Source organism: Corynebacterium glyciniphilum AJ 3170 (assembly GCF_007673095.1).
Classification (GTDB): Bacteria; Actinomycetota; Actinomycetes; order Mycobacteriales; family Mycobacteriaceae; genus Corynebacterium.
On sequence record NZ_VDYZ01000008.1, the window covers coordinates 20,719 to 47,144 of the forward strand.

The 26,426-nt window shown below is 67.6% G+C and carries 30 protein-coding genes and 2 pseudogenes; 13 read left to right on the top strand and 19 right to left on the bottom strand.

Features of this window, described 5'->3' with window-relative positions; translation table 11 throughout:
• The first annotated feature begins 16 nt into the window (after positions 1-16).
• A complete protein-coding gene (locus FS507_RS08900; protein ID WP_145942438.1) occupies positions 17-730 on the top strand; it encodes a glutamine amidotransferase-related protein in 714 nt (237 codons plus the stop codon).
• A 30-nt stretch (positions 731-760) separates the two neighbouring features.
• Positions 761-1,339: a gamma carbonic anhydrase family protein gene (locus tag FS507_RS08905; protein ID WP_145942439.1), complete on the top strand. Its 579-nt coding sequence runs from the start codon at positions 761-763 to the stop codon at positions 1,337-1,339.
• Here the strand turns inward: FS507_RS08905 and FS507_RS08910 are convergent.
• Genes FS507_RS08910 through FS507_RS08925 form a run of 4 tightly spaced genes read right to left on the bottom strand, consistent with a single transcriptional unit; the run spans position 1,267 to position 5,822 of the window.
• Positions 1,267-2,097, bottom strand: coding sequence for an NAD-dependent deacylase (locus FS507_RS08910; RefSeq protein ID WP_145942440.1), 831 nt, complete (start codon positions 2,095-2,097; stop codon positions 1,267-1,269). The genes FS507_RS08905 and FS507_RS08910 overlap by 73 nt on opposite strands.
• Entirely contained in the window at positions 2,069-3,775 is a 1,707-nt protein-coding gene (locus FS507_RS08915; RefSeq protein WP_222121400.1) for a purine-cytosine permease family protein, read from the bottom strand. Before FS507_RS08915 ends, FS507_RS08910 begins: the two co-directional genes overlap by 29 nt.
• 59 nt (positions 3,776-3,834) lie before the next feature.
• Positions 3,835-4,497 carry a dethiobiotin synthase gene (gene bioD / locus FS507_RS08920; protein WP_145942441.1) on the bottom strand — a complete coding sequence of 221 codons (663 nt, stop codon included), beginning with the start codon at positions 4,495-4,497 and terminating at the stop codon, positions 3,835-3,837.
• Entirely contained in the window at positions 4,494-5,822 is a 1,329-nt protein-coding gene (locus FS507_RS08925) for an adenosylmethionine--8-amino-7-oxononanoate transaminase (protein WP_145942442.1), read from the bottom strand. Before FS507_RS08925 ends, bioD begins: the two co-directional genes overlap by 4 nt.
• A 37-nt stretch (positions 5,823-5,859) precedes the next feature.
• Between FS507_RS08925 and FS507_RS08930 the strand changes: the two genes are divergently transcribed.
• Positions 5,860-7,041 carry an aminotransferase class I/II-fold pyridoxal phosphate-dependent enzyme gene (locus tag FS507_RS08930; RefSeq protein ID WP_145942443.1) on the top strand — a complete coding sequence of 394 codons (1,182 nt, stop codon included), beginning with the start codon at positions 5,860-5,862 and terminating at the stop codon, positions 7,039-7,041.
• A gap of 144 nt (positions 7,042-7,185) precedes the next feature.
• Here FS507_RS08930 and FS507_RS08935 read toward each other — a convergent pair whose 3' ends face one another.
• The 3 genes from FS507_RS08935 to FS507_RS08945 form a co-directional block, all read right to left on the bottom strand.
• Positions 7,186-7,461 (bottom strand): hypothetical protein, encoded by a 276-nt coding sequence (locus FS507_RS08935; RefSeq protein WP_145942444.1) that lies wholly within the window; start codon positions 7,459-7,461, stop codon positions 7,186-7,188.
• Positions 7,452-7,721: a hypothetical protein gene (locus tag FS507_RS08940; RefSeq protein WP_145942445.1), complete on the bottom strand. Its 270-nt coding sequence runs from the start codon at positions 7,719-7,721 to the stop codon at positions 7,452-7,454. The genes FS507_RS08935 and FS507_RS08940 overlap by 10 nt, the downstream gene beginning before the upstream one ends.
• A gap of 100 nt (positions 7,722-7,821) precedes the next feature.
• A complete protein-coding gene (locus FS507_RS08945) occupies positions 7,822-8,019 on the bottom strand; it encodes a helix-turn-helix transcriptional regulator (RefSeq protein WP_145942446.1) in 198 nt (65 codons plus the stop codon).
• A gap of 53 nt (positions 8,020-8,072) precedes the next feature.
• Between FS507_RS08945 and FS507_RS08950 the strand changes: the two genes are divergently transcribed.
• Together FS507_RS08950 and FS507_RS08955 are read left to right on the top strand one after the other, a co-directional pair.
• Positions 8,073-8,324, top strand: a complete 252-nt coding sequence (locus FS507_RS08950; RefSeq protein ID WP_145942447.1) for a type II toxin-antitoxin system Phd/YefM family antitoxin — start codon at positions 8,073-8,075, stop codon at positions 8,322-8,324.
• Positions 8,321-8,740 (top strand): type II toxin-antitoxin system VapC family toxin, encoded by a 420-nt coding sequence (locus FS507_RS08955; protein WP_145942448.1) that lies wholly within the window; start codon positions 8,321-8,323, stop codon positions 8,738-8,740. The genes FS507_RS08950 and FS507_RS08955 overlap by 4 nt, the downstream gene beginning before the upstream one ends.
• A 74-nt stretch (positions 8,741-8,814) precedes the next feature.
• Here the strand turns inward: FS507_RS08955 and rhuM are convergent.
• The 8 genes and pseudogenes from rhuM to FS507_RS08995 all read right to left on the bottom strand — a co-directional run bounded on the left by rhuM (position 8,815) and on the right by FS507_RS08995 (position 15,532).
• Positions 8,815-9,912: pseudogene (gene rhuM / locus FS507_RS18480) on the bottom strand (RhuM family protein).
• A 56-nt stretch (positions 9,913-9,968) separates the two neighbouring features.
• Entirely contained in the window at positions 9,969-10,991 is a 1,023-nt protein-coding gene (locus FS507_RS08965; protein ID WP_145942449.1) for an urease accessory protein UreD, read from the bottom strand.
• On the bottom strand, positions 10,988-11,632 hold the full coding sequence (ureG, locus tag FS507_RS08970; RefSeq protein WP_145942450.1) for an urease accessory protein UreG: 645 nt from the start codon (positions 11,630-11,632) through the stop codon (positions 10,988-10,990). Before ureG ends, FS507_RS08965 begins: the two co-directional genes overlap by 4 nt.
• A gap of 15 nt (positions 11,633-11,647) precedes the next feature.
• Entirely contained in the window at positions 11,648-12,364 is a 717-nt protein-coding gene (locus FS507_RS08975; RefSeq protein WP_145942451.1) for an urease accessory protein UreF, read from the bottom strand.
• A complete protein-coding gene (gene ureC / locus FS507_RS08980; protein ID WP_145942452.1) occupies positions 12,364-14,085 on the bottom strand; it encodes an urease subunit alpha in 1,722 nt (573 codons plus the stop codon). The genes FS507_RS08975 and ureC overlap by 1 nt, the downstream gene beginning before the upstream one ends.
• Positions 14,082-14,480: an urease subunit beta gene (locus FS507_RS08985; protein WP_145942453.1), complete on the bottom strand. Its 399-nt coding sequence runs from the start codon at positions 14,478-14,480 to the stop codon at positions 14,082-14,084. Before FS507_RS08985 ends, ureC begins: the two co-directional genes overlap by 4 nt.
• Before the next feature lie 9 nt (positions 14,481-14,489).
• Complete coding sequence (locus FS507_RS08990; RefSeq protein WP_145942576.1) at positions 14,490-15,218, bottom strand: hypothetical protein; 729 nt, start codon at positions 15,216-15,218, stop codon at positions 14,490-14,492.
• An 8-nt stretch (positions 15,219-15,226) separates the two neighbouring features.
• Positions 15,227-15,532 (bottom strand): urease subunit gamma, encoded by a 306-nt coding sequence (locus FS507_RS08995; RefSeq protein WP_145942454.1) that lies wholly within the window; start codon positions 15,530-15,532, stop codon positions 15,227-15,229.
• Between the two features lie 267 nt (positions 15,533-15,799).
• Between FS507_RS08995 and FS507_RS09000 the strand changes: the two genes are divergently transcribed.
• The gene (locus FS507_RS09000; protein WP_145942455.1) at positions 15,800-16,069 is read left to right on the top strand and encodes a hypothetical protein; all 270 of its coding nucleotides are present in this window, start codon (positions 15,800-15,802) and stop codon (positions 16,067-16,069) included.
• A gap of 113 nt (positions 16,070-16,182) precedes the next feature.
• On the opposite strand, the gene FS507_RS09005 is transcribed toward FS507_RS09000, so the two are convergent.
• A complete protein-coding gene (locus FS507_RS09005) occupies positions 16,183-17,016 on the bottom strand; it encodes an alpha/beta fold hydrolase (protein WP_145942456.1) in 834 nt (277 codons plus the stop codon).
• Positions 17,017-17,094: 78 nt separating this feature from the next.
• Positions 17,095-17,442, bottom strand: coding sequence for an ArsR/SmtB family transcription factor (locus FS507_RS09010; RefSeq protein ID WP_440130344.1), 348 nt, complete (start codon positions 17,440-17,442; stop codon positions 17,095-17,097).
• Between the two features lie 91 nt (positions 17,443-17,533).
• Here FS507_RS09010 and FS507_RS09015 point away from each other — a divergent pair, with 91 nt between their 5' ends.
• The 6 genes and pseudogenes from FS507_RS09015 to FS507_RS09040 form a co-directional block, all read left to right on the top strand.
• Positions 17,534-18,253 carry an ABC transporter ATP-binding protein gene (locus FS507_RS09015; protein ID WP_145942457.1) on the top strand — a complete coding sequence of 240 codons (720 nt, stop codon included), beginning with the start codon at positions 17,534-17,536 and terminating at the stop codon, positions 18,251-18,253.
• Positions 18,250-18,978: an ABC transporter permease gene (locus FS507_RS09020; RefSeq protein ID WP_145942458.1), complete on the top strand. Its 729-nt coding sequence runs from the start codon at positions 18,250-18,252 to the stop codon at positions 18,976-18,978. Before FS507_RS09015 ends, FS507_RS09020 begins: the two co-directional genes overlap by 4 nt.
• Positions 18,975-19,604 (top strand): TetR/AcrR family transcriptional regulator, encoded by a 630-nt coding sequence (locus FS507_RS09025; RefSeq protein ID WP_186314625.1) that lies wholly within the window; start codon positions 18,975-18,977, stop codon positions 19,602-19,604. The genes FS507_RS09020 and FS507_RS09025 overlap by 4 nt, the downstream gene beginning before the upstream one ends.
• Positions 19,605-19,669: 65 nt before the next feature.
• On the top strand, positions 19,670-20,788 hold the full coding sequence (locus FS507_RS09030) for a FecCD family ABC transporter permease (RefSeq protein WP_260853256.1): 1,119 nt from the start codon (positions 19,670-19,672) through the stop codon (positions 20,786-20,788).
• A complete protein-coding gene (locus FS507_RS09035) occupies positions 20,785-21,771 on the top strand; it encodes an ABC transporter substrate-binding protein (RefSeq protein WP_145942460.1) in 987 nt (328 codons plus the stop codon). Before FS507_RS09030 ends, FS507_RS09035 begins: the two co-directional genes overlap by 4 nt.
• Positions 21,768-22,523: pseudogene (locus tag FS507_RS09040) on the top strand (ABC transporter ATP-binding protein); the annotation flags it as partial. The gene FS507_RS09035 and the pseudogene FS507_RS09040, both read left to right, overlap by 4 nt.
• Before the next feature lie 54 nt (positions 22,524-22,577).
• Here the strand turns inward: FS507_RS09040 and FS507_RS18485 are convergent.
• Together FS507_RS18485 and FS507_RS09050 are read right to left on the bottom strand one after the other, a co-directional pair.
• Positions 22,578-23,951, bottom strand: a complete 1,374-nt coding sequence (locus tag FS507_RS18485; protein WP_145942461.1) for a DUF3100 domain-containing protein — start codon at positions 23,949-23,951, stop codon at positions 22,578-22,580.
• Positions 23,952-24,146: 195 nt separating this feature from the next.
• Positions 24,147-25,076: an Lrp/AsnC family transcriptional regulator gene (locus FS507_RS09050; RefSeq protein WP_145942462.1), complete on the bottom strand. Its 930-nt coding sequence runs from the start codon at positions 25,074-25,076 to the stop codon at positions 24,147-24,149.
• A 130-nt stretch (positions 25,077-25,206) separates the two neighbouring features.
• On the opposite strand from FS507_RS09050, the gene FS507_RS09055 reads away from it, so the two are divergent.
• Positions 25,207-26,424, top strand: coding sequence for a M20 family metallopeptidase (locus FS507_RS09055; protein WP_145942463.1), 1,218 nt, complete (start codon positions 25,207-25,209; stop codon positions 26,422-26,424).
• Positions 26,425-26,426 lie beyond the last annotated feature (2 nt).

Genomic DNA, 26,426 nt, shown 5'->3' on the forward strand with positions numbered 1-26,426 from the left:
ACGTATCGTGGGTGCCATGGCAGACAACGACCTCAGCACCATCGTCCTGCGGCACGTCTCCTTCGAGGACGCCGGCTCGTGGGAGACTCTCCTGCAACCGACATACGTCGACGCCGGTGTGGACTTCCCGCCCGGCCCGCTGGAGGCCGACCTGCTGGTCGTGATGGGTGGTCCGGTGAATGCGGAGGACGGCGACTACCCGTATCTCGCCGACGAGATCGAACTCATCCGGTCCCGGCACGCCGCGGGCCGTCCCGTGCTGGGCGTATGCCTCGGCGCGCAGCTGCTCGCACTCGCCCTGGGTGGACGCGTCGTTCCCGCCGTCGGGCCGATGCAGATCGGGTGGTCGCCGGTGACGCTCACCGACGCCGGGGCGTCCGGCCCGTTGCGCGCCCTGGAGGGCCAGCCGGTCCTGCACTGGCACGGCGACCGGATCGAACTGCCCGACGGCGCGGCGGCAGCAGCCGCCGGCATACAGCGCCTCGCGTACGACGACGTCACCCCGGTCCAGGCGTTCCGCTCGAACCACGCCCTCGGACTGCAGTTCCACCCGGAGATCGACTCGGGCACGTTCGAGAGGTGGCTGCTGGGCCACCACACCGACCTGGACCGTCACGGTGTCGATGTCGACGGGCTGCGGACGCAGACCGCGGAGTTCGCCCCGCGGCTCGTCGGTTCGTCACGCAAGATGGTGGTCGACTGGTTGCGGATGGTCGGTCTGATCGACTGAGCAGGCCGACCGGTAGTTAGAGTGGGGAACATGACCAACTACCAGAACCCCCGCACCAGTGGCCCTCTGATCCTGCCGTTCAACGGACGGGTGCCGCGTGTCCACACGTCCGCCTACATCGCACCGACCGCCGTGCTCGTCGGCGACGTCGAGGTCGGTCCCGATTCCTCCGTGTTCTACGGTGTCGTCATCCGCGCCGACGTCGGGGCGATCCGGATCGGTGCACGCACGAATATCCAGGACAACAGCGTCCTGCACGTCGACAGCGGTGTCTCGAACGTCCTCGGCGACGACGTCACTGTCGGGCACCAGGCCCTCGTCCACGGCAGCAGCGTCGGTGACGGCACACTGATCGGCATGTCGTCCTCGCTCCTCAGCGGTTCCACGGTGGGCAGCGGGACACTCGTCGCCGCCGGCGCCACCGTCCTGGAGGGGCAGGACGTGCCGGACGGCGTGCTCGCCGCCGGGTTGCCGGCGAAGGTGCGCCGTGAACTGTCGCAGGAAGAGCGGGACGGGCTCATCACCCATGCCGGGCACTACGTCGACATCGCGAAGGGCCAGATGCCGCCGGAGGATGCACTGAGCCTCGACGAGGTACGCTTCAGCTGATCAGCTGCGGCAGACCCACCGCCCGCCGCAGTGGTGCGCAGTGACCAGGTCGCCACGGCCGTGAGTTCCGTGTCGTCCGGACTGACCTCCACCACGGGGACGCCCCGGGACGCGGCGATCCGCGGCAGGCCCGCCGCCGGGTAGACCACGCCACTCGTCCCGACGATCACCACGAGGTCGCAGGTCTGCATGGATTCCTCGGCGGCGGCGAAGTCCGCCTGCGGCAGGGCCTCGCCGAACCAGACCACGCCGGGCCGCACCATGTTCCCGCAGATACTGCACTCCGGAGGACGGAGCCGCGCGACGGGGTCGCCGGTGAGGGACGGGAGTTCCGGTTCGGGAGCGGGGGCACCGCAGAGCGTGCAGCGGAAGGAGAACAGGCTGCCGTGCAGGTGGGAGACGTCCCTGCTCCCGGCTCGTTCGTGCAGGTCGTCGATGTTCTGCGTGGTCACGTGCACGGCGACGCCGGGCATGTCCTGCCATGCCGCCACCGCCCGGTGCCCCTCGTGGGGGACGGCGGCGCGCGCTTTCGCGGCGCGCCACAGGTACCAGGCCCACATGGGGTCGGGGTCGCGGGACCAGGAGTCGATGCTCGCCAGGGCCTGGGGGTCCACCCTGCTCCACAGGCCCGTGATGGCGTCCCGGAAGGTGTCGAGCCCGGAGTCGGCGCTCATCCCCGCGCCGGTGAAGACCTCGATGCGTCGGGCGTCGCGGACTGCGGCGACCAGCTCATCGGGTAGTTCGGCGGGGAGTGTCATTCTCCAAGGGTAGGACGTGCTCCCCCGAGCCGTCCAGGGTGAGCGCCAGCGACGAGATGTACCGGGTCTCCCCGTCCGGCCCCGGGACCGCGGAGGCCAGCATGTCGGGACGTTCACAGGACTCGCCGGTGACCGCACAGGTCAACCGTGCATCGGTGGGGTTGCCGTCGGCGTCCTCCATCGGAAGGTCGATGCCGTCCGAGTCGCGACGCAGGTACCAGCGCCCCTTCGTCAGGACAGCCGTCAACGGGGTGACGACCACCGCGATGACCGCGGCGAACAGCGGTGAGAACGGTGCGACCGCGTCCCCGAAGGCCCCGAAGAACATCGCGATGGACACCCCACCGGACAACAGCACCGACGCGATGCCGACCGGGTTGTAGTCGAAGAGCATGCCACGACGGAACTCCGGGCGCTTCGGGGAGATCCCGAGAATGTACTTGTTGACCACGATGTCGGCGGCGACGGTGAAGATCCAGGCGATCGCCAGGTTGGAGTAGAAACTCAGCACGAAGCTCAGCACGCTGAACATGTTGAACTCCATCAGTGCCAGGGAGATCGACACGTTGAGCACCACGAACCACACGCGCCCCGGGTAGCGTTTGGTGGTTCGCGAGTAGATGTTCGTCCAGGCCAGGGAACCACAGTAGGCGTTGGTGGTGTTGATCTTGATCTGGGAGATGACCACCAGGATCACCGCCAGCGTGACGGCGAGCCAGCCGGGCATCATCTGGCGGTACTCGGTCATGAACTGGTTGACCGGTTCCACGGCGATGTCCGCGCCCTGGCCGACGACCGAGATCATGTAGACCGCGAGAAACACGCCGAGAATCTGCTTGACCGCACCGAGCACGACCCAGCCCGGTCCACCGCAGATCACCGCGGCCCACCAGGAACGGCGGTTGGCGTCGGTCTTCGGGGGCATGAACCGCAGGTAGTCGATGTTCTCCGCGATCTGGGCGGTCAGTGACAGACAGACCGCGGCGGCGAGCATCATCGCGGCGAAGGAGACGGGCGCGTTGTTCTCGCCGGTGTACTCCAGGAACGTCCCCACCGAAGACGGCTCCTGGACGACCAGGACGATCAACGGCACGAACATCATGACCAGCCACAGCGGGTTGGTCCAGGAGTGCAGCTTCGACAGCAGTTTCATACCGTAGATCACCAGCGGGATGATCATCAGTGAGCTGACCGCGTACCCGGCCCACAACGGAATGCCGAGGCCGACCTTGAGCCCCTGCGCCATGATCGCCCCCTCGGTGGCGAAGAGGATGAAGGTGAAGGAGACGAAGATGAGGTTGGTGATGATCGACCCTTTGTAACCGAAGCCGGAGCCACGGGTGATCAGGTCGAGGTCGACGTTGTAGCGGGCGGCGTAGTAGGCCAACGGGAAGCTCGAGATGAAGATCAGCAGTGCGGCGATGAGGATGCCGCCGACCGCGTTGGTGGTGCCGTGCTCCACCCCGATGGCCGCGCCGATGGAGAAGTCGGCGAGGTAGGCGATGCCGCCCAGGGCACTTGCCGCGACGGCCGCCGGTGTCCACCTACGGTAGTGACGTGGGGCGAACCGTAACGAGAAGTCCTCGGTCCCCACCGGGCTGGCCGGGGGCGCCACCTGAGGGGCACGGGACGGTGCCGGCGCCTGGGCTGTCTGGGTTGTCTGGGTTGTGTGCGTCATGGAACAGGACGCTACGGTCGCCGTTTTTCCGGCAGGGTCCCGTAGGCGTTTCCCGGAAGTTACAGTTCCGGGAGTTCCAACCACCGCACCGCCTCCGCCCGGAAGGCCGCCACGTCCAGCGACGACACCCCTGCGGGGATCCCGCCGAGCCACTGTGCCTGGTGCGCCGACCGGAGCGCGTCGAGCGTCGTCGCCGTCGCGGTGTCGGGGTCAGCGGGGACGGAGCCGCCGATGACCCCGAGGCAGTCGACGCCGCGCCGTTCCAGGGCCTCGAGGGTGAGGGCGCAGTGGTTCAGGCTGCCCAGGACCGTCGTCGTCACCACGGCCACCGGCGCGCCGAGCCGGACCGCGAGGTCGGCGAGGGTGTAGTCGCCGAGGCTGACCAGCAGTCCTCCGGCACCCTCGACGAGGACGACCCGGCCCGGGCCGTCGAGCCCCCGCAGTGCATCCACGGTCTCATCCAGACCGGGCAGGACGACACCCGCCCGTCGCGCGGCCGCGACGGGTGCCAGTGGCTCCGGGCAGGTGGCGAAGCAGTGTGTGTCGGTGATCCCCGTCAACACGGTGACGGTACGCAGGTCCCCGTGTCCCGGAGGTTCACCGGTCTGCACGGGTTTCACCACACTGACGGGGTGTCCCGCCTCCTGCATGCAGACCGCCAGGGCCGCGGTGGCGATCGTTTTCCCGACGTCGGTGCCGGTGCCCGTGACCAGGAGGATCATCGTGCACCCACCGCCGCGCACATGGCGTCGGTGATCTGCCCGACCTCGTGGTCGGTACAGGTGAACGGGGGCATGGTGTAGAGCATCCGCCCGAAGGGACGCAGCCATACCCCACGTGCGACAAGACCGGCGGTGACGGTCGCCGTGTCCACCGGGGCCGTCATCTCCACCACGCCGATCGCCCCCAGGACGCGGACGTCGGCGACACCCGGGACGTCCCGTAGCGGCGCCAGTCCTCGACGCAACAGTGCGGCGATCCTCGGCACCTGCTCCCGCCAGTACCCGGACTCGACCAGGTCCAGTGCCGCGAGAGAGACGGCACAGGCCAGTGGATTGCCCATGAACGTCGGGCCATGCATCAGCGCTCCCCCGCCGGGGACGGAATCCACCGCCGCGGCCACACGGTCGGTGGACAGCGTGGCGGCGAAACTCATGAACCCACCGGTCAGCGCCTTACCCAGACAGAGAATGTCGGGGACGATGCCCGCGGCCGTGCTGACCAACGCGTCACCGGTGCGTCCGAACCCGGTGGCGATCTCGTCGAGGATGAGCAGTGTCCCGGTGTCGTCGCACAGGCGTCGCAGACCGGTCACCAGCGCATGGTCGTGGAACCGCATCCCACCGGCACCCTGCACCACAGGCTCGACGATGACCGCGGCGACGTCGTTCTCCTCGACAGTGGTGCGCATACGGCGGAGGTAGGCGTCGATGACGTCCGGAGCGCTGCCGCGGGGCGGCGGCGCGGGGACGAACACCTGCGGGGTGAGCACACCGGTCCACAGCGCGTGCATGCCGCCGTCGGGATCGCAGACGCCCATCGGCCCCTGTGTGTCCCCGTGGTATCCGCCGCGCCAGGTCAAAAAGCGGGTGCGACCGGGGCGTCCGACACCCCGCTGGTACTGCAGCGCCATCTTCAGGGCGACCTCGACCGCGACTGACCCGGAATCGGAGAAGAACACCGACGTCAGCGGGTCTCCCACGAGGCCGGGACCGTGAGCGAAGGCGGTGAGCCGTTCGGCGAGTTCCGCAGCCGGCCGGTGGGTCAGACCGCCGAACATCACGTGGCTCATCCGGTCGATCTGCCGGTGGGCTGCGGCGCGGAGATGCGGGTGCCCGTGACCGTGGCAGGCTGCCCACCAGGAGCTCATGCCGTCGATGACCTCGCGCCCGTCCGTCAGCTGCAACCGTGTGCCGGAGGCGTACGCCACCGGCAGATTCTGCGCCGCCGTGTGTCGCGGGGCATAGGGGTGCCACACGTGCCGTCGGTCGGCCTCCACGACCCGGCAGGCGTCCCAGCTGTCCGTCGGATGTTCTACACTGTTCACACCACCAGGCTATACACCGTTCAATTAAGGAGCCACCGTGACCTCCCCCACCGGTCTACGGACCCACCTCGCCGAGCGCCTGCGGACCTGGCGCGATGCGGGACTCGGCCGCTCGACCGTCGACCTCGCCAGCGGACAGCACCCCGTCGTCGACATCAGCGGTGACCGGCGCCTGCTGTTCTCCTCCAGCAACTACCTGGGCCTCTCCCACCATCCCGCCGTGGTGGCGGCGGCAGTCGAGGCCACCCGCACCTTCGGCACCGGCGCCGGCGGCTCACGGCTGACTACCGGATCCACCACCCTGCACCGGCAGCTCGAGGAGGAGCTCGCCGACTGGCTGGGGTACCCGGACTGCGTCCTGTTCCCCACCGGCTACGCCGCGAACCTGTCGGCCCTGAGTGTCCTGGCGGACGACACAGTCACCGTTTTCTCCGACGAGCGCAACCACGCCAGCATCATCGACGGCTGCCGGTCGGCGAAGAGCACGGGGGCAGAGGTACGCGTCTACCCGCACCGGGACATGCGTGCGCTACGCCGACTGCTCGACGCGCGCAGCACACCGCACGGCCTCGTCGTCACGGACGGCGTGTTCTCCATGGACGGCACCGTGGCACCGGTCAGCGACCTCGTCCCGCTGGCCCGGGAGCACGGCTGCATGGTCCTGGCCGACGACGCCCACGGCATCGGCACCCTCGCCGACGGACGTGGCAGCGCCGCTCCCCACTCCCCTGCACCGGACGTCCTGGTCGGCACGCTGAGCAAGGCGCTGGCCGCCGAAGGCGGCTTCATCTGCGCCGACACCGTCACCTGCGAACTGCTGCGGAACCAGGCCCGCCCCTTCATCTACTCCACCGCCTCCCCCGCGCCGACAGTCGCCGCCGCACTGGCTGCCGTGCGACTGGTGCGCTCCGACCCCGGGCACGTCCGGCGCCTGCAGGACAACGTGCGCCGTCTGCGCCGGGGACTCGGCGTCCCCGGGGGCGCCCCGATCATCCCGGTGCCCGTCGGCGACGAACGTGCGGCGATGGCCCTGGCAGACGACCTGCGCCGGCAAGGATTTCACATTCCCGCGATCCGCTACCCGACCGTGCTCCGCGGTCGGGCGATCCTGCGCATCACGGTCATGGCGACGCACACCGACGCGCAGATCGACGCGCTGTTGAATGTCCTCACTGCTGACCGACGGAGAAGCCACGGAGACGGGAGGGCCGTCGGATGAGCGTCGGTCATGCAGAGTCCGTCCGCTTCCACGCGTTCCACAGGCTGGCGTACATACCGTCAGCAACGACCAGGTCAGCGTGGGTCCCCTGCTCGATGATGCGACCCGAATCCATCACCACGATCCGTTGTGCCCGGACATCGGTCAGCGGATAACCACCCGCGCCCACCATTGTGCCCAGCCCGTCCGGCAACTCATCGAGAACTGCACCCGCACCGGTGGTGAACAGGGCGTCCCGACCACCGCCACATGCTCGCCCGCAGCGATGTCGAGGGTGATCTCGGTGAGGGCCCGTGTACCGTCGTCGTAGTCGAAGGTGAGGTTACGGACATGGACGTTGCCGGCTGAACAGGAGTCGTCGCCCGGTACGTCGGAGTCTTCCGGAATCGTGACGACTCCGGCCACACGGTTCAGTGACACGAGAGCAGACGCAGCACCAGCAGCATCGCCGTGGTGGCACCACCGACGGTCGAGATCCCGTGGTCGATCAACACGAACCCGACGACGAGTAGGGCGACCAGGCTCAGACATTCACCGATGTTGAGCCGAGCGGCAAGCATGGACTGCACCGTCCTCGCCCTGAGCCCTTTAACGGTGACGGTCCAGGAATCCGACATGACTGCCCCGTGACGGCGGTCGACGAGCATGCCGATGGCGACCGGAGGGACCAGGGCTGGCACTGCATTCCCACGGTGGACGCCTGGTGGACGATCCGTTCCTGGTATTCGTCGTCGACCAGGTCGTTGACGCGGCGGATGACGGTGTCCCCGTAGCTCATGGTCACTTCTCCTGTTCCTGCTCGTCACCGAAGATCTGTTCCACGGTGCGGCCCAGTTCGTGGCAGATAGCCAGTGCTAGATGGACCGAGGTTGAGTAGTTGCCTTTCTCGATGTTCGCGATCGTCTGCCTGGACACGCCGACCCGTTCGGCCAGCTCCGCCTGGGAGAGTTCTTCCCAGCGTCGCCACCGGCGGACCACGTTGGTCGCCTCGGCCGTTGTAGCATTGTTCCTACATCGAGGAGGTGGAAACTATGACGACAATGTCTTCCCGCGCGTTCAACCAGGACGTGAGTTCCGCCAAACGCTCCGCAGACACAGAACCACTGGTCATCACCGACCGGGGCCGTCCCGCCTACGTCCTCCTGACCATCGACGACTACCGCGACCTCACCGGAGACAACGAGGATCTACTCGAGCGCCTCAGCATGAACGACGAGGATGCCGACGAGATCGACTTTGACCCGGCCCCGGTCTCTTTCGGACTGAGGGTCCCTGAACTGTGAGATACCTCCTCGACACCAACGTGCTCAGTGAACTCAGGAAGTCCCCGCGCCGTGCCGATCCTTCCGTCCGCCACTGGATCGCGACGCAGCGTCCGACAAATCTCTACATCAGCGTCATCACTGTCATGGAGCTTGAACTCGGGGTACGTCGTGTGGAACGCCGCGACATCGACCAGGGCCGACACCTACGGAACTGGCTTGAGGATGATGTGCTGGATGTCTTCGCCTCACGGACTCTTGAGGTCGACATTGAGACGGCAGTTCGGACAGCATCTCTCCATGTCCCCGACCCCGCTCCAGAGCGGGACGCACTGATCGCGGCGACCGCCTTTGTCCACGGGTTAGGGGTGGCCACCCGCAAAACCCGGGACTTCGCCCCGACCGGGATTCCCCTGGTCAACCCCTGGGAACAGTAGTCCTGCCACTCCGGACGTGGAACATGTCGACTCTCCATCCTCAGATCCTAAGATGCCGACGCCCCGTGCGACAGTCAGTCGCTCGGCCCCAGGTCCGCAATCCGTCGCGGTGCCAGGCGTTCCCGGTCAGCCAGAATGCGTCGCTCAATACTCTGTAGCTCGGCCAACTCCGCCGCTGCCGCCTGAGCCTCCCCGGGTGCCCGACGGTGCGCGTCATAGACGGCATACCGGTCACCGGCGAGCTGCCTGGCGTCGTTCATCCGGATCCGACCGGCGTCGTTGAGCGCCTCGTAGTCATTGAACTCGATGAACTGGTCCGTCTTCTCCAACCAGTCCGCCATGTGAATAACCTTGCGGCGTCGGGCCTGGGATTCCGCCTAGCTGAGAAACTGATCGACAAGACGGTTGAGCTCGTCGAGTTCCTCCCGCGTCAGGTAGTTCTTGGCGGTTCCGACATCCTGATTGCGCACCGTCTTTCCTACGAAGCTGGTCAAGCCGAGGTTGTCTGCGGTCGGATCACACCGGGTGGCGATGATCTCGGCGGCCGTCTGACCGGTGACCGCGTAGTGCAGTTTGTTCTGAATCTGACGGAACATCGACACGGAACGCGGATCATCCTTGTCGTAGTCGTCGGCGAGCGCGAAGACATCACGGACCTGCTGGTAGAGACGCACTTCGGAGGACCGGATGTCCCGGATGCGCTCCAGCAGCTCGGAGAAGTAGTCGCGGCTACGCGGGTCCTTGAGCCGCTCATCGTCCATGGCGAAACCCTTGATGAGGTACTCCGTGAGGACGCTACTGGCCCAGGTCCGGAACTGGACACCGCGACGTCCCCTCACCCGGTACCCGACGGCGAGGACGGCATCGAGGTTGAAGTGGTCGATGCTTCGCCGGATCGTGCGGTCGCCCTCGGATCGAACCTGCAAGAATTTCTTGCAGGTTCGATCCCTGGTCAGCTCGCCTTCTTCATAGATGTTCCGCAGGTGTGCATCCACGTTTGCCCGGCTCACCCCGAACAGCTCCGCCATCTCGCGCTGCGTCAGCCACACCGTCCCGTCGACCACCCGGAGGTGGACCTCCACATCCCCGTCCTCGGTCGTGTAGATGACGAACTCCCCGCGCCCGTCCACGTTCTCGATGACCAGGTCGTCCCCGTTCTCATCATCTGCCATGGTCTTCCCCTCCGCTGACGTACCGTCCACTACTGCCGCCGATGGTAGCGGAGCACTCACATCCGGCGCAGGTCCACGGCGGGCCGCCCCAGCAGGGCTTGGCGGGCGTGATCGTGCACTGCATCCACGACGACGCGCACGGCGACCGGGTCCTCCCCCGCTACACGCACGGTGATCCCGGCGTCATTGACCATGGTGGACGCTGCGGCGGTGAGGTCCTCGGGGGCGACATCCGCACACCGCTCCACCAGCAGTTCCCTGACCGACGCCAGCAGCTCCCTCACAGACGCACCCGCCGAACCCGCCGACGGCACGATGAGCACGGTCCCCCACACCGGCCACCGCGACAGCAGCATCTCGGAGCGGCCCTGACCAGCACCGACCACGCACAGCGTGTCCGAGAGCAGCGGCCTCCCACCCCGCTCGACCCGCCAGCACTGGCCCAGCACGTCGAAGAGATCCCGCTCGCCACGGGCCAGGCGCCCGGTGAGGATCACGTCGGCGGCGAGCAGCGTCGCCGAGGAAGCGAGATCAACCTCCGTGACCTGCAGTAACCGCGCCCCGGCGAAGAGGATGTTCTGCCCGGGCAGGTACTCACACACCGCATCCTCCCCCACCGTCAGAGTGATCCACTGCGTGGCGAGTCCGGCGTTCATCCGGTGCACCGGCGTGCCCGCCGGGGTGGTGACCGTCGCCCGCGCGCCGTCGCCGAAGGTCACGCGCTGCCGGATCCGGTCATTCTGCGCCAGCCCACCACCGGACGACCGGACGTAGACGAAGGCCTCGCCGGGGTCGGCGGGATCGATGTACAGCGGCCGGGTGAACTGCATCGGCGCCTTGACGTACCGGGAGGTCACACCGGTCTTCTGCGCCGATGACGCAGCGTCCATGCCCAGAGTCAGATCGAGGACGCCGACTTTGCCGGGGCGTCCTACCGGCTGCACACCGTCGGTCCTGGCATGCCCGGCGTCCTCGGTGCCGTCGACGAAAGACGCGAACTCCCACGGCACCGGCGGCGTCAGCACCACCGGGTCGAGACGGGAGTCGGGCCGGGGACCGACCGGCACAGCCGAGGTCACGCCCGGAACCCCTCCAGCTTCTGCTGCAGTTCGGCGATACCCTGACCGGAGAAGCAGTCGGTGAGGACGACAGGGTTCCCGTCGCGCACGTCCACGGCGTCGGCGTTCATCACCGTGAGGTCGCAGCGCACGTACTGGGCGATGTCGGTCTTGTTGATCACCAGGATGTCCGACTCGGTGATGCCGGGCCCCCGCTTCTTCGGCATCTTCTGCCCCTCGGCGGTGTCCAGCACGAAGACGAACACGTCCACCAGCGCCGGGGAGAAGGTGAGCGTGAGGTTGTCGCCGCCGGACTCGAAGAACAGGGTGTCGATCTCCGGGTGCTCGTCGAGCAGGTCAGCGGCGGTCATGAGGTTCATCGTCGGGTCGTCACGCACCGCGGTGTGCGGGCAGGAGCCGGTCTCCACCCCGATGACCACGTCGGGACTGATCACCCCGTCTAACTCCCGGCGGACATGCATGGCGTCCTCCTGGGTGTAGATGTCGTTGGTGATCACCCCCACCTGGCGTCCGGCCTCGACGAACCGGGGCACCAGCGCCTCGATCAGGGCGGTCTTGCCGGAGCCGACGGGGCCGCCGATGCCGATACGAAGCGGCGAACCAGTGCCGGTGACGGGCTCAGGGGTGCTCGGGGTAGTCATGGGGTGATTTCCTCTCTAGCTCATGAACAGTCGTGCGGGGGCGGTCTCGTGCGCGGCGGAGGCCAGGTCACTGCCGGGGCTGGCCCGTCCCACCATGCTCCAGTCGCCGTTGGCGAGAAGCTCTGCGGCGGTACGGACGGCCCGGTCGGCGACCTCCGCGATCACAGGGTGTGCGGCGGTGATGGCGACCTGGGCACCGATGTGGTCACACTGGCGCAGCCGCAGCGCCGCCCCGGCCCATCCGACGGCGAGACCGGTGAGTTCAGTGGCGACAGCGATTGCTGCATCCAACCCGTGGGACGCGTGTATCAGACCGGCGGCGACAGCCTGGTTCCCGGGAGCCTCCTTGGCTGCGACCGATGCCGCGTACTCCCGGAGCACCACCGGCTGTTCCTCGCCGATCCGGTCAGCGACCTGCGCAGTGACCTGCAGAAGCTGGCGTCCCACCCGGGACGACGCACGCCGGAGTTCGCCGGTGACCTTCGTCGCGGCGAGTTCATGGTCCAGGGTGACCAGGGTGGCGAGGTCGTCCGTCATCACCGCGGCCGCCGTCACCACACCGTCACCGGGACCGGCGGTGTAGCGCAGATGGTCGGTCAGCACGTCCGTGACCTGCTGCGTCCCGCGGACCCGTCCGGCCTGCACCAGCCCCTCCAGTCCGTGGGACAGGGTGTAGCGTCCCGACGGGTAGGCGGAGTCGGCGTAGGTCAACGCCTGCAGGAACGGGAGCATCAGAACAGGAAGAACTTCTGCGCCAGCGGCAGTGTGGTCGCCGGGGCGATCGTTGCGGCGACGCCGTCGACGGTGACCTCGTAGGTGTCCGGGTCCACGGCGATGTCGGCGAGACGGTCATTACGGACCATGTCCTTCTTGCCGATGTCACGGGTACCGGTCACCGGCAGGACGGTCGAGGACAGTCCGAGTTGTGCGGGGACGCCCGCCGCGATCGCCGCGGCGGACATGAACGTCACCCGGGTGCTCTGCAGGGCCGTCCCGTAGTTGGCGAACTGGTCACGGTAGAGGACTGGCTGCGGGGTGGCCAACGAAGCGTTCGGATCACCCATCTGCGCGTACGCGATCCTGCCCTGACGCAGCACCAGGCGGGGCTTCGCGGCGAAGGAATCGACCGGCCACAGCACCAGGTCGGCCAGTTTGCCCGGTTCGACACTGCCGACGTAACCGCCGATGCCCTGGGCGATCGCCGGGTTGACCGTCATCTTCGCCAGGTAGCGCAGCACCCGGTTGTTGTCGGCACCGGTGCCGGCGTCCCCGTCCAGTTCACCGAGCTGCTCCCGGCAGTGGTGGGCGGTCTGGAACGCGCGGATCCAGGACTCGCCGACCCGCCCCATCGCCTGGGAGTCGGAGCTGAAGATGCTGATGATGCCGAGGTCGTGGAGCACGGTCTCCGCGGCGATGGTCTCTGCGCGCACCCGGGAGTCCGCGAAGGCCACGTCCTCCGGGATGTCGTGTGAGAGGTGGTGGCAGACCATCACCATGTCCAACAGCTCCTCCACCGAGTTCACCGTGTACGGCAGCGTGGGGTTGGTGGAGGCCGGCAGGACGTTCGGCATGCCCGTGACCCGCAGGATATCGGGCGCGTGGCCGCCGCCGGCCCCCTCCGAATGGAAGGTGTGCACGGGACGTCCCTTGAACGCGCGGGCGGTGGACTCGAAGAACCCGCCCTCGTTGAGGGTGTCGGTGTGGATGGCGAGCTGGACGTCGAAGTCGTCGCAGACGTCCATGGCGTTGCGGATGTTCGCCGGAGTCGCGCCCCAGTCTTCGTGTATCTTCAGCCCGGCGGCGCCGCCCCGGATCTGTGCGGCCAGTGCGTCCGGAAGCGCGCCGGACCCCTTGCCGAGGAAGCCGGTGTTCACCGGCATGCCCTCGGCGGCTCGCAGCATGAACTGCACACCGGACGCCCCAGGGGTGCAGGTGGTGCCGAGGGTGCCCTCGGCCGGTCCGGTGCCGCCACCGAAGAACGTGGTGATGCCGTTGGCCAGGCCATGCTCGGCCTGCTGCGGGGTGATGTAGTGGATGTGGGTGTCCACGCCCCCGGCGGTGAGGATGCGGTGCTCACCGGCGATGACCTCGGTGCCGGGGCCGATGACCAGGTCGGGGTCGACACCGTCCTGTGTGTTGGGGTTACCGGCCTTGCCGATCTTCACGATACGGCCGTCGCGGATGCCGACGTCACCTTTGACGACACCGGCCACCGCGTCGAGGACGATGGCACCGGTGATGACGGTGTCCAGGGCGTTCCCGACGGCGGTGGGGTCCTGGGCCATGCCGTCACGCACCGCCTTGCCGCCGCCGTACACGGACTCGTCACCGTAGGAGCCGGCGAGATAGTCGCATTCGATGCGCACCCGCAGGCACGTGTCCGCCAGGGTGACGGTGTCACCGGTTGTCGGGCCGTAGATCTCGGTGTAGCGGGACCGGTCGATGGTGTTCACGGGAGGATCTCCAGCTCATCGTTGGTGGCGAGGAAGCCCGGCAGGTTCTCCAGGGCGCGGGCTTTCACCGCCGGATCGTCGAGGCACCCTTCGACCAGTCCCGCGAAACCGTGCAGGATGCGCCGACCGCCGAAGTCCACCAGGGTCACCTCGCGGGAGTCGCCCGGTTCGAAGCGCACCGCCAGTCCCGAGGGAATGTCCAGATGCATGCCCCACGCAGCCTCACGGTCGACGTCGAGGGCCGGGTTGACCTCGAAGAAATGGTAGTGGGAGCCCACCTGGACAGCCCGGTCACCGGTGTTCGACACCCGGAGGGTCCTGGTGGCACGCCCCAGGTTCAGCTCGACCACCGACGGCCGGTCAGGGGCCGGGCCGTAGCTGACTGTTCCGGACATGGGGCTCTCCTAGTGGTGGTGGGAGTGGGAATGGCTGTGCCCGTCGCCGTGCGAGTGGGCGAAACCGGTGGCGTGGTCCGCCAGCAGACCCGCGGCGATGCCGTCGTCATGATGGTCACGGAGCACGTGCAGCGCGGTGTGCGATGCCCGTTGTACGGCGGTGGCCAGGGACGACGGTCGGAACAACGGGACTCCACGGTCCGCCCCCAGGTCGGACCCCAGGTCAGCACGGATCTCCGCGACATCCGTGGCACCGAGGAGACGGAGGCGCTCGCGTGCGCTGTCCGGTGACGGCCACGATCCCTCGAATGTGACTTCCACCAGGAGATCCTCGGAGAACTGCTGGGCGAGCCGCACCCGGCGCAGCAGTTCTGCGTCGGCGAACGGGTCGACGGTGTTGGCACGGAACAGGACGCCGTCATGCGACGCCGCCGCAGCACGCAGGTGGCGTCGCATCTCGGCGACGGCGCGGGTGGCGTCGATCAGTGACGGTCCGAGCGCGACCTGCGTCCCGGAACGCCGCGCCCACTGCAACGCCTGGGCGGCCTGGGTGACCGACGTCAGGGCGCGCCCCGTCCCCGCCGGGATGACTACCAACGGAACGTCCTGCGTACGGGCCTGTTCGGCGTGGCGGGAAAGGTCGCGGGGGCCGGTGACCACCGGCACCCCCGTGGCGTCCTGCAGGGCGGACGGGGTCGGTGCCTCGGGGCTGGCGTAGAGGACGGTGAGTGACTCCATGGTGGTTGTCACTGTCCGATCGGGTCGTGGACGCTGACGAGCTTCGTACCGTCGGGGAACGTGGCCTCGACCTGGATCAGTGTCAGGCGTTCACGGACGCCGTCCTGCACGTCGTCCCTGCCGAGGACCTGCGTACCGATCTCCATGGCTTCGGCCACGGTCCTGCCGTCCCGCGCGGCCTCGATGACCGCCTCGCTGATCAGCGCGGTGGCTTCGGGCACGTTGAGGACGAGTCCCCGGGCCTGCCGCCTGCGGCTGACGTCGGCAGCGGTGAAGATGAGGAGCTTCTCCTGCTCCCGGGGACTGAGTTCCACGATGCGTCCTTCTGTGCGTGCTGGTGTGAACCGGCCGGTAGGCGTACTTGTACAACGGTAGCGAAACGCGACGGGCCCCGGGGACGGCGTGCTGGAGGTTTTACCCGGCGGAAACACGGCGGGGGTGCGGGTCCTCCCCCAGATGGCGCACTCGAGACGCAGGTTAAAAGTAGGCACCATCCTGTGCACGCATTCAGGCCCGAGAGCGTGCACAGGACGGTGCCCATTTTCCGAGGGGTCTTCTGTCCCCGAACCGAGCGAGACCCGATGTCGGACAATCCCGTGACACCGGATGCCCCGCGCGGACTAAGTCTGCCGGATCCCAGCGCCGCTTTCCAGGAACTACTGAACACGTACGGGGCCTCCGGCCTCCTGGAGGAGACCAGGGAACTCTTCCGGACCGATGGCATCGACATATTTCCGTCGCAGCTTCTCAAGCGTGAGATCGCGAGAACTGTCGAGCTCGACGCCGTGGCACTCCTAGATACATGCACTCGCTCGCGGACCAGGACACTGCCCAAGCCGACATGGCGTTAGATGCTATAGAACGCAACCTTCAGATCATCGGCGAAGCAACCGTCCACCTCGTGCCGATGTACTGCGACGTCACCTCAACCAGCGGTAACGGCAGAAACACCACCCGTATGGTGTCAGTCCGCGAGGAACTCCAGCAGCGATGCATTGAACTCGGCGGCGTGGCTGGCGTTCAACCCGTGCGGCGCACCTTCGATCACGGTGGTGCGGGTGTGCGGCACGATCTCGGCGGTGCGCTTACCCGATCCCTCGAACGGCACGATGTCGTCCGAATCGCCGTGGATGATGAGCGTGGGGACCTCGATCTTCGGCAGGTCCTCGCGGAAATCGGTGGTCCCGAAGGCCTCCATGCAGCCCAGCGCCGCGGTCTGGTCACTCTGCTGTGCCAGACGCACCGCCTCCTTCCTCTCCCCCTCACTGACCTTGAGGTCGTCCCCGACGGAGAAGAACCCGGTGGTGAAGTCCTCGAAGAAGGCGTCGCGGTCTGCACGCAGACCGTCCTCCATCTCCTTGGCCGCCTCTTCAGTGAGTGGGCCGTCCGGATTGTCGTCCGTCTTCAGCAGGTACGGCGGCACCGCACCGGCGAAGACGACGCTGCGGATGCGCGAGGTGTCGCCGACACTGAAGTAACGTGCCACCTCACCACCGCCCATGGAGAACCCGACGAGAGTGACATCAGTGAGGTCGAGACCGGTCAGCACGTCCTCCAGGTCCTTGGCGAGGGTGTCGTACTCATAACCGGAGTCGGGCTTGTCGGACCGTCCGAAACCGCGACGGTCGTAGGCGACAACCCGGTAACCGTTCTTGCGCAGGACCGACGTCTGTGCCGACCAGGACTCCGCCGACAGCGGCCAGCCGTGGATCAGGACGACGGTACGCCCCAGGTCACCTGACTCTCCGCTGTCGTCGACGTGCAGGTTCACACCGTCGCGCGTGGTGATCGTGCTCATGTCCGTAAGCCTCCTCAGTGAGAGTTCGGTTGCCCCACCGAGAGTACTTGCTCTGCGGGCGCGTGTGGGGTGCGCCGGTCAGTGCGCGTGCGTCCCGCCGAAGTGGTGCAGCAACCGGTGCACACGCTCATCGGTGAGGGCGTAACGCATCATCCGCCCGTCTCGGGTCGCGGTAATCACGCTCGCAGTGGTGAGCAGCCGCAGTGCCGCAGACGCCGTCGCCGTCTTCACCCCGGCACGCTCGGCGAGTTCAGACATGCTCAGCGTACCGGGCCCGACGTAGTGCAGGACGGTGAGCAGCCTCAGCCGCGTCGGATCACCGAGTAGACGGAACGTCTCCGCCCACTCGTCGGAGAGCGCCCGCATCCGGGACAGATCAGGGTCATGACCTGCGCTCTCCCCGTCTCTCTCCGCTGCACTGCCCATGTCTCTGCACTGTAGCGGAATGTCGTACACTGCGGATCCTTTTGCCAGCAGGCTATTGCGCCGCCCTCCCCGGGGACGATATATTCAACGCATGTTTAATAACACCGCGATCGAGATCACCGATCTTCACGTGACGCGCGGGAAACACCACGTCCTCACCGGATTCAAGCTCCGTGTGCCCACCGGCTCCATCACCGGGATCCTCGGCCCGAGCGGATGCGGCAAGAGCACGTTGATCCGCGCCATAGCCGGAGTACAGATCATCCGGTCCGGCGATGTCACCGTCCTGGGCCAGCCGGCCGGCAGCGCGCCCAACCGGGAGAAGGTCGCCTACGTGACCCAGGCCAGCTCCGTCTACCCGGACCTGACCGTGGAACAGAACCTCCGCTATTTCGCCCGGATCAGCGGGGCGGACCACACCGCCGTCGCGCAGGCTCTCGAGGCCGTCGGACTGACCGGGCGTGAACACGACCTGACCGGGAACCTCTCCGGCGGGCAACGCACCCGGGTGTCACTCGCCGCTGCGTTCGTCGGCGACGCCGAGGTGTACCTCCTCGACGAACCGACCGTCGGGCTCGACCCGGTCCTGCGCCGCGACCTGTGGGCGCTGTTCACCGGTCTGGCACAGGACGGGAAGACGCTCCTGGTCTCCAGCCACGTCATGGACGAGGCCGCACGCTGCGACCGGGTCGTGCTGATGCGTGGAGGACGACTCATCGCCGACGCGACCCCGGATGAACTCCGGAAAGACACCGGACAGGACGACCTGGAGCAGGCGTTCCTGACTCTGGCAGAAAGGAATGCGTCATGAACCGCGCACTCGCCACCGCCCACCGCGTCGGCGCGCAGATCTTCCACGATCCCCGGAGCCTGGCGCTCGTCCTGGTGCTTCCCTCCCTGCTTCTGTGGTTGTTCAAGTACGTTTTCGACGCCAACCCCGAGATGTTCCACCGCGTGGGCCCGCAGATGCTGGGACTGTTTCCGTTCATCATCATGTTCCTGTTGACCTCGGTGACCATGGTCCGGGAACGGACCTCAGGGACGCTGGAACGGCTGCTGAGCACCCGTCTCCGCCGCGGCGAGTTCATCGTCGGCTACGCCCTCGCCTTCGGGACCGCCGGACTCGTCCAGGCCGCGGTCACCTCCGCCGTCGGCATCTGGCTGCTCGGTCTTGACGTGGCCACCCCGTGGATCCTGGGTGTCTTCGCGGTGGCGAACGCATTGCTCGGGACAGGTCTGGGACTGCTCGCCTCAGCATTCGCCCGGACCGAGTTCCAGGCCGTGCAGTTCATGCCGTTGGTGGTGATACCCCAGTTGCTGTTGTGCGGTCTGCTCACCCCACGTGACACGATGGCCACCGTGTTGACCCGCATATCCGATGTCCTGCCGCTGAGTTACTCCGCGGACTCCTTCACCCGCCTCACACAGTCCGGCGGATGGAACGGCGGCTTCGCCATCGACCTGACGATGGTACTGGCTTTCGCTCTGGCGTCGGTCGCCCTGGCCGCCCTGACACTGCGACGGCGCACAGCGTGAGCGCGGAACGCAGCGGGCAGGGTCGGGGCCAGAGCCGGGGACGGGGACGCCCACGCGGCGGAGATCCGGCGCGAACCCGGCAGACCATCATCGACGTCGCCCGGTCCCAGTTCGCCGACCGTGGCTTCCGCGGAACGTCGGTCCGCTCCATCGCCGGCGCTGCGGGAGTCGACCCGAGCCTGATCAACCATCATTTCGGCGACAAGGCCAACCTGCTCGTGGCAACCATGACGTTGCCGTTCAACCCGCTCGAGAAGATCACGGGTGTCCTCGACGGCCCGTTGGACGGGCTCGGGGCCCGGCTCGTCCGGACGTTCTGCGAGTCCTGGGATCCGCACCGTGACGTGTTCACCGCCGCTGTCCGAAGCACATTCGACGGCAGTCTGGAGAACGCCCCGCTGCTCAACTTCGCCCAGGTCGTGGTGACGGAGAGATTCACCGCGCGGCTCGAAGGGCCGGACGGGCAACTGAGGGGCTCACTGATCGCGAGTCAACTGACCGGGCTGGCCCTGATGCGTTATGTGGCCCGGATCGAACCTCTCGCGAGCACCTGTGTCGACGATGTCGTCGCCGCCTACGCGCCTGCGTTGCAGGCGAACATCACCCCGGAGATTTCCACCAGGTAAAACCTTCATTCAAACGTTCATTTGAACGTGCGAATGAGATGTCCGGGGCAGTAGCGTGATCCCCTGTGACCATCCGAGCCCACTCCGCAGTGACGACAACCGGCACCGTGGACCGCGACCCCCTGGGTCATGGCGCGGCGCGGCGCCGGACAGCACTCTGGACGACGGTTCTCACCGTCGCACTCCTGGTGACCCTCGTACTCAGCGTCGGCGTGGGTCCGGTCCCCATTTCCCCGCTCGACTCCGCACGCATCCTCTCCCACCATCTCTTCGGCACCGCTCTCGACATGCCGGACGGCACAGACCTCTCCCGCCATGACGCCGTCATCTGGACGATCAGGGCGCCCCGCGCCGTCCTCGCCGCGACGGTCGGTGCCGGTCTCGCCGTCGCCGGGGCGATCCTGCAGGCCACGGTGCGCAACATCCTCGCCGACCCCTACGTCCTCGGGGTGAACTCCGGGGCATCCGTCGGTGCCGCCGCCGCCATACTCACCGGCGTGGGTGCCGGTTTCGGCGACTACGCCCTCCAGTCCAGCGCTTTCCTCGGGGCCACCGTGGCGTCCCTCATCGTCTTCGGCGTCGCCCGCTCCGCAGGACGCCTCACCGCCACCCGTCTGATCATGGCCGGCGTCGCCGTCGGATACGCCCTGTCGGCGGTGACCAGCTTCATGATCTTCGCCTCCGACTCGGCGGAATCCTCCCGGTCGGTGATGTTCTGGCTGCTCGGTTCCCTCGGCCTGGCGTCCTGGTCCGGCCCACTGGCCGCCGTGGTTGTCGTCGTCCTGCTGGTGACGGCGGTGCTCCTGGTCATCGCCCCTCGCGTGGACGCCCTGGCCGCCGGCGACGACACTGCCCTCATGCTGGGCATCCACCCGGACCGTCTGCGCGTCGTCCTCCTGATTCTCTCGTGTCTCCTCGTCGGCACGGTCGTGGCGATGGCCGGGTCCATCGGCTTCGTCGGCCTCGTCGTCCCCCACCTCGCCCGACGGCTCGTCGGTGGTGCACACCGCTCGAACGTCCCCGTCGCCGCCCTGCTCGGCGCGGTCCTGCTGTGCTGGGCCGACATCGGTTCGCGCACACTGCTCGCGCCTCAGGAAATCCCAGTCGGCATCATCACCGCCATCGTCGGTGCCCCCTTCCTTCTTCTCCTCGTCCACCGCATGCACCAGGGAGTTCCCGCATGACACGCACTGCCACAACCACCTTGTCCACCGCAACGATCGTCCTGGCGGCATCCCTGCTCCTGGCATCATGCTCGCAGGCCGAGGAGACAGTGGCGACAGCAACGACGACGGTCGACAACTGCGGTGACACCGTCACCCTCGACGGTGTTCCGGACAACGTCACCCTGCTGAAACCCTCCGCAGTGAGCACCCTCAGCGCCCTCGGCGTCCTCGACCACGTCACCCACCGGGCCGGTCAGTACCCCACCGAGTACTACGATGACGCCACCAACGCCACCCTGGACGGCATCCCCTCGATCACCGACCGCACCGACGACTCCGGGCACCTGCAGATCTCGCGTGAAGAGGTCGTTGCCTCGGGTGCCGATCTTGTGTTGGGCGAAACCGACACGGTCAACCGCCAGACCCTGGCTGGCTCCGACATCCCGCTCATCGAGGAGCCCGCGTTCTGCGGTGCGATCGACGGCGACGTCACCTGGGACGACGTCTGGGACCAGATCCGGCTCTACGGCACCGTCTTCAACCGTCCGGACCAGGCCACGGCTCTCGTCGACGATCTGCAACGCCGTCTGGACACCGCACAGGAGGCGTCGAACACCGCGGGCGCAGGACGCAGTGTCGCCGTCCTGTACCCCACCCTCGGCGGAGGGGTGACCTATGCGTACGGCACCGGCTCGATGGCCGCCCCCGTGGTCGCTGCGACAGGGGCGTCCAACGTCTACGCCGACCAGAGCGAGCGGGTCTTCGACGTCACTGCCGAGGACATCGTCGACCGTAACCCCGACGTGATCGTCGCCCTGTACAGCTCCGGTGACAGCCGGGACATCGTCGACGAGGTCAACCGTCTCCCCGGCATCGACCGCACCACCGCCGGCCGCGACCAGCGCATTCTGCCGATGCTGCTCAACTACGCCGAACCCCCGACACCCCTCGCCCTCAACGGCGTGGACACGCTGAACGAGTACCTGCGGGAGCACCCGTGATCACGGCCGAGAACATCCAGGTCACCTACGCCGGACGCCCCGTCATCGACGGTGTCTCCCTCACCGTGCCCCCCACCGGCACGCTCGGCCTCGTCGGCCCCAACGGTTCGGGGAAGACCACAGTGCTGCGTGCCCTCTACGGTGCGGCACCGCTGACAGCCGGGCGCGTCCTGCTCGACGGCGACGACCTCGCCACGACACGGCGACGCGACATCGCCACCCGCATCGCCGTCGTCGCCCAGGAACGTGACACCACGTCCTCCGGCATGCCGGTGAGCGTCGCCGACCTGGTGACGCTCGGACGACTGCCCCACCAGGGGCTCGGGGCGCGCACCACCGGCCACGACCGGGCCGTCGTCGCCGGCGCACTCGACGCCGTCGGACTCACCGACCTCGCGCGGCGCGACCTGGACGGTCTCTCCGGTGGTGAACATCAGCGCGCCCTCATCGCCCGGGCGCTCGCCCAGCAGACCCCCCACATCCTTCTCGACGAGCCGACGAACCACCTCGACGTCCGCTACCAGCACGACATCCTCGAACTGGTCAGCGGGCTTCCCGGTTCCGCTGTCGTGCTCCACGACCTGAACCTCGCCGCCCGCTACTGCGACCGCATCGTCGTCCTGGAGGACGGCCACGTCGTCGCCGACGGTTCCCCGGACGAGGTGCTCGTCCCGGACGTCCTGGAGCCGGTGTATCAACGTCCGGTGACCAGGTTCGACATCGGCGGCGAGATCACCCTGGTCTTCCCCCGGACCGCGCAGAATGTTTCTAGCCCCTCAGCTAGACAATCTGGGACGAGGGCGCGTCTACCCGATGATCTGCAGCACGCCTTCGGCAATCACGGTCGACGCCAGGTAGGTCGCGACGATGACCACGATCCCGACCGGGATGATCTTCCACCCGATCTGGCGGAGCAACGGCAGGTCCTTGCCGATACTCAGACCGGCCACCGACAGCATCATGGTGATCACCGCCAGGAAGTCCACGCTCTCAGAGACCTGCAGCAGCCATGACGCGACGGGCGAGGCAGGAATCGTCAGCAGCGTGCCCACCGTGATCACGATGATGATCGCCGGTGCCTTCCCCTTCGTGATCCTGGCGACCCAGAGCCCGGCTGCGGTCAGCAGCGCCATGGCGAGGTAGGTGATGACCATGTCCCAGGAGAACCCGCCGGTCGAGACGACGGACACGACCACTCCGGCGACGCTGATCATCGACAGTGAGATCCACAGGGGCATCTTCACGATCGGCGCATCCGTCACAGCGGTCGCCAGGTCCGCCGACGTCTTCAGGAGCTTGCCGGCGCTGTCTGCCTTCTTGTCGTCCTTCGCGCTCTGGCGGCGGGTGAGGAAGCGGTAGAACCGGTCGGCCAACGGCAGGGCCACCCAGATGCCCAGGTAGGCCCCGGCGATCGCGGCAATGAGATTCGCCGTCGTACTGAGCGCGAGAATCTGGTCGGCGAACTCCGGGTGTGCCGCCGTCACCGAGGCCGACCCCGCGGCCATCATCGACCCCGACCCCACGCCGGCACCCATCGCCAGGGCACGCCAGTCGAAGATCCCCAGCGAGGACGCCAACGACGCGATGAGGCTGATGATCACGGCACCGAACACGGACCCGAAGATGTACATCGACAGCACACCCCGGTACTGCTGCGAGTTCGGTCCGAACCGCTCGGTCACCATGGCGAAGGCACCTTCACGGTCGATCGAGAACGTGGCGCCCACCGTGGCGGACCCCATCCGCAGCATCACCGCCAGGGGCAGCGCGAGGCAGATCGGTCCCACGATGTTGCCGATCTCCTGCAGGAGGAGTGCCGGCCCGGCGTCCAGCAGGAACGGGATGTTCGGCCCCAGTGTGAAGGAGAGACGGGCGACGAGCACCAGCACCGCCACCGCCATGACGGCGTTGGCCACATGCTGGAGGTCCAGCGGCATCGGGCGGATCCGCTGTGTCGAGATCCCCACCCCCATCGCCAACGCCCAGATCATCGGGAGCAGGGACAGTGCGGCGAAACCCAGTGAGATCTCCACGGGCCCGATGAGTTGGGCGATCGCCGCGATGACGATGATGAGCCCGGCCAGGATCCAGAGCCCGGGACTTCGGAGCGTCGGGGCGATGATGCGTGGCGGACTGGGCTCACTCGTGGGGGCCGGGACCTCCAGAGGCTTGTTACTCATGTCAGGTTCTCTTCTCGTGGTGAGTTCACCGGTCAGTCGGCGCCCGGAGGGGTGTCGTCCCGAGGTCGTCACGTGCCGCCTGTCCGTCCCCGGTGCGGGGATGGCGCGAAAGTACGTGACCCAACACACAAACACGTGCAGATGCAGGAAATGACGTCAAGGGGTCCGAGATCGCAGGATCTGACATGAGCTCCGTCAGGGCATCGGGACTGTCCTTCCCGTGGCGTCACCGTTGTCGTCGAGGACATGACCGAGGTGCTTCAGGGACCGCAGCACCACTGACCGGTCGACGATCCGGACTCCCGGCAGCCTCTCCTCGAGCACCGCCTCCAGCTTGTTCACCTCGAGCAGTGAGCGGAGCCACGCCGCCATGATCACGTTGTACTCACCCGTCGCCGTGACCACCAGGCGGGCCTCATCGATCTTGCTGAGCAATGGCCCGACCCTGGACACCTTGTCCGCCGGCACCTGGAGGAAGTACCACACCGACACCGGCCACGGCGTCCGCGACCGTGCGACGTCCACGCGGACCTTGTAACGTTCCGTGGCCGTCATCGCCGCCACGACCTCGCGGGCCTTCTCCAGTTCATCCGGGGCCAGCCGCGGCATCGCTGCACCGGCGCGACCGGACGCGGTGCGCCCGGTGATCGTCGCCACCTCGTCCCGGGAGAGGGCCCGCAGGCGCCACTCACGGGCGTCAGCGACGATCTGGGAGACCAGGTGCGTGCGCACACGACGCACCCCGTCCAGCTCCTGGATGTGTTCAAGCGTCCAGTGCGCCAACGCCGAGGTATCCGGGGTAAGCAGGCTGAGCATGATGTCACGGGCACCGGCGGTGAGGTCGATCGTGAACGCCCCACGCTCCTCCACCAACGCCTCCGCCACCTGCATGGTCCGCCCCGGCTGACACTCGATTTCGATGAGGGAGAACACCGCGTCGGGGTCCCACCCGTACCCCGTCACATAGACGGCCCCCTGCCGCCGGAGCTGCGCCCACCGGCGGGCGAGGGTGACCGGGTCCGCACCGACAACGGGTGCCAATGCCGCCCACGCTGCACGAGGAGCCACCTGAACGGCGTGAACTAGCCGTTCATCCAGAGCGTCCAGTGTCATTTCCTGCGTCATCTGACCATTTTCCGTCGATTTCCTGCTCTACGGCCTGAAGGTTCCAGCGTCTCACTACCTTATGCTCACACTACGCCTGGCGTGCGCGCCCACCACGGTGACCACCGACCCTCTTTTCAAGGAGCCCCGAATGACTGATCTCACCACCCTCACCACCGCGACGGACGCCGTCACCGGACGTATCGACCACCACCGCGACCGCCTGCTCGAGATCAGCCACACCCTCCACGCGAACCCCGAACTCGCCTTCGAGGAACACGACTCCGCCGAGCTCGTCGCCGAGGAACTGCGTACCGCCGGTTTCGACGTCACCGTCGGGGTCTACGGCCTGGACACCGCCATCGAAGCCACCTACGGCAGCGGGGACTTCGTCGTCGCCGTCTGCGCCGAGTACGACGCCCTCCCCGGCATCGGCCACGCCTGCGGACACAACATCATCGCCACCGCCGGTCTCGGAGCCGCCCTGGGGCTCGCCGAGATCGCCGACGCCGCCGGCATCCGCGTCAAGCTCCTCGGCACCCCGGCCGAGGAACACGGCGGCGGCAAAGTGCTCATGCTGCGCGAAGGTGCCTGGGAGGACGCGACCATCTCCCTCATGGTCCACGGCGGCCCCGGCGGCACCGACGCCCGGTGCGGCGACTTCACCAGCCAGGCCGTCGACCGCTTCAAGGTCACCTACACCGGCGTCCCCGCCCACGCCGCGGCCGCACCGCAGAACGGTGTCAACGCCCTCGACGCCGCGACAGTGGCCCTGACCTCCATCGGGTTGCTGCGCCAGCAGCTGGACAAGTCCGTCCGCGTCGCCGGCGTGGTCACCGAAGGCGGCCACGTCACCAACATCATCCCCGACCACACCGAGATCGACGCTGAGGTCCGTGCCTTCGACATGGACGTCCTCGAGGACGCCAAACGCCGGGTGATGAACTGCTTCGAAGCGGGTGCCCTGGCGTCGGGCTGCTCCTGGTCGGTGGTGGACACCGAGCCCCGCTACGCCAGCCTCATCCAGGACCCCCTCCTCGCCGACGCCTGGAACACCGCCCTGACGGATCTGGGACGTGAGGTCACGGCACAGCCGGACAGCGCGGGCGGCTCCACCGACATGGGCAACGTCTCCCAGGTCGTCCCCTCCATCCACCCGATGATCGCACTCCTGGGCACCGACGCCCCGCCGCACACCACCGGCTTCGCTGCCGCAGCCGCCACCCCGGCCGGGGACGACGCCGCGATCGTCTCGGCGAAGGGCCTCGCACTCGCCGCCGCCGCCGTGGCGCTCACCCCGGCGACCCGGGAGGAGCTGCTCGCCCGCCAGGCCGCTCGTCCCGCCGGGGCCACCACGGTAGAGTCCTGACC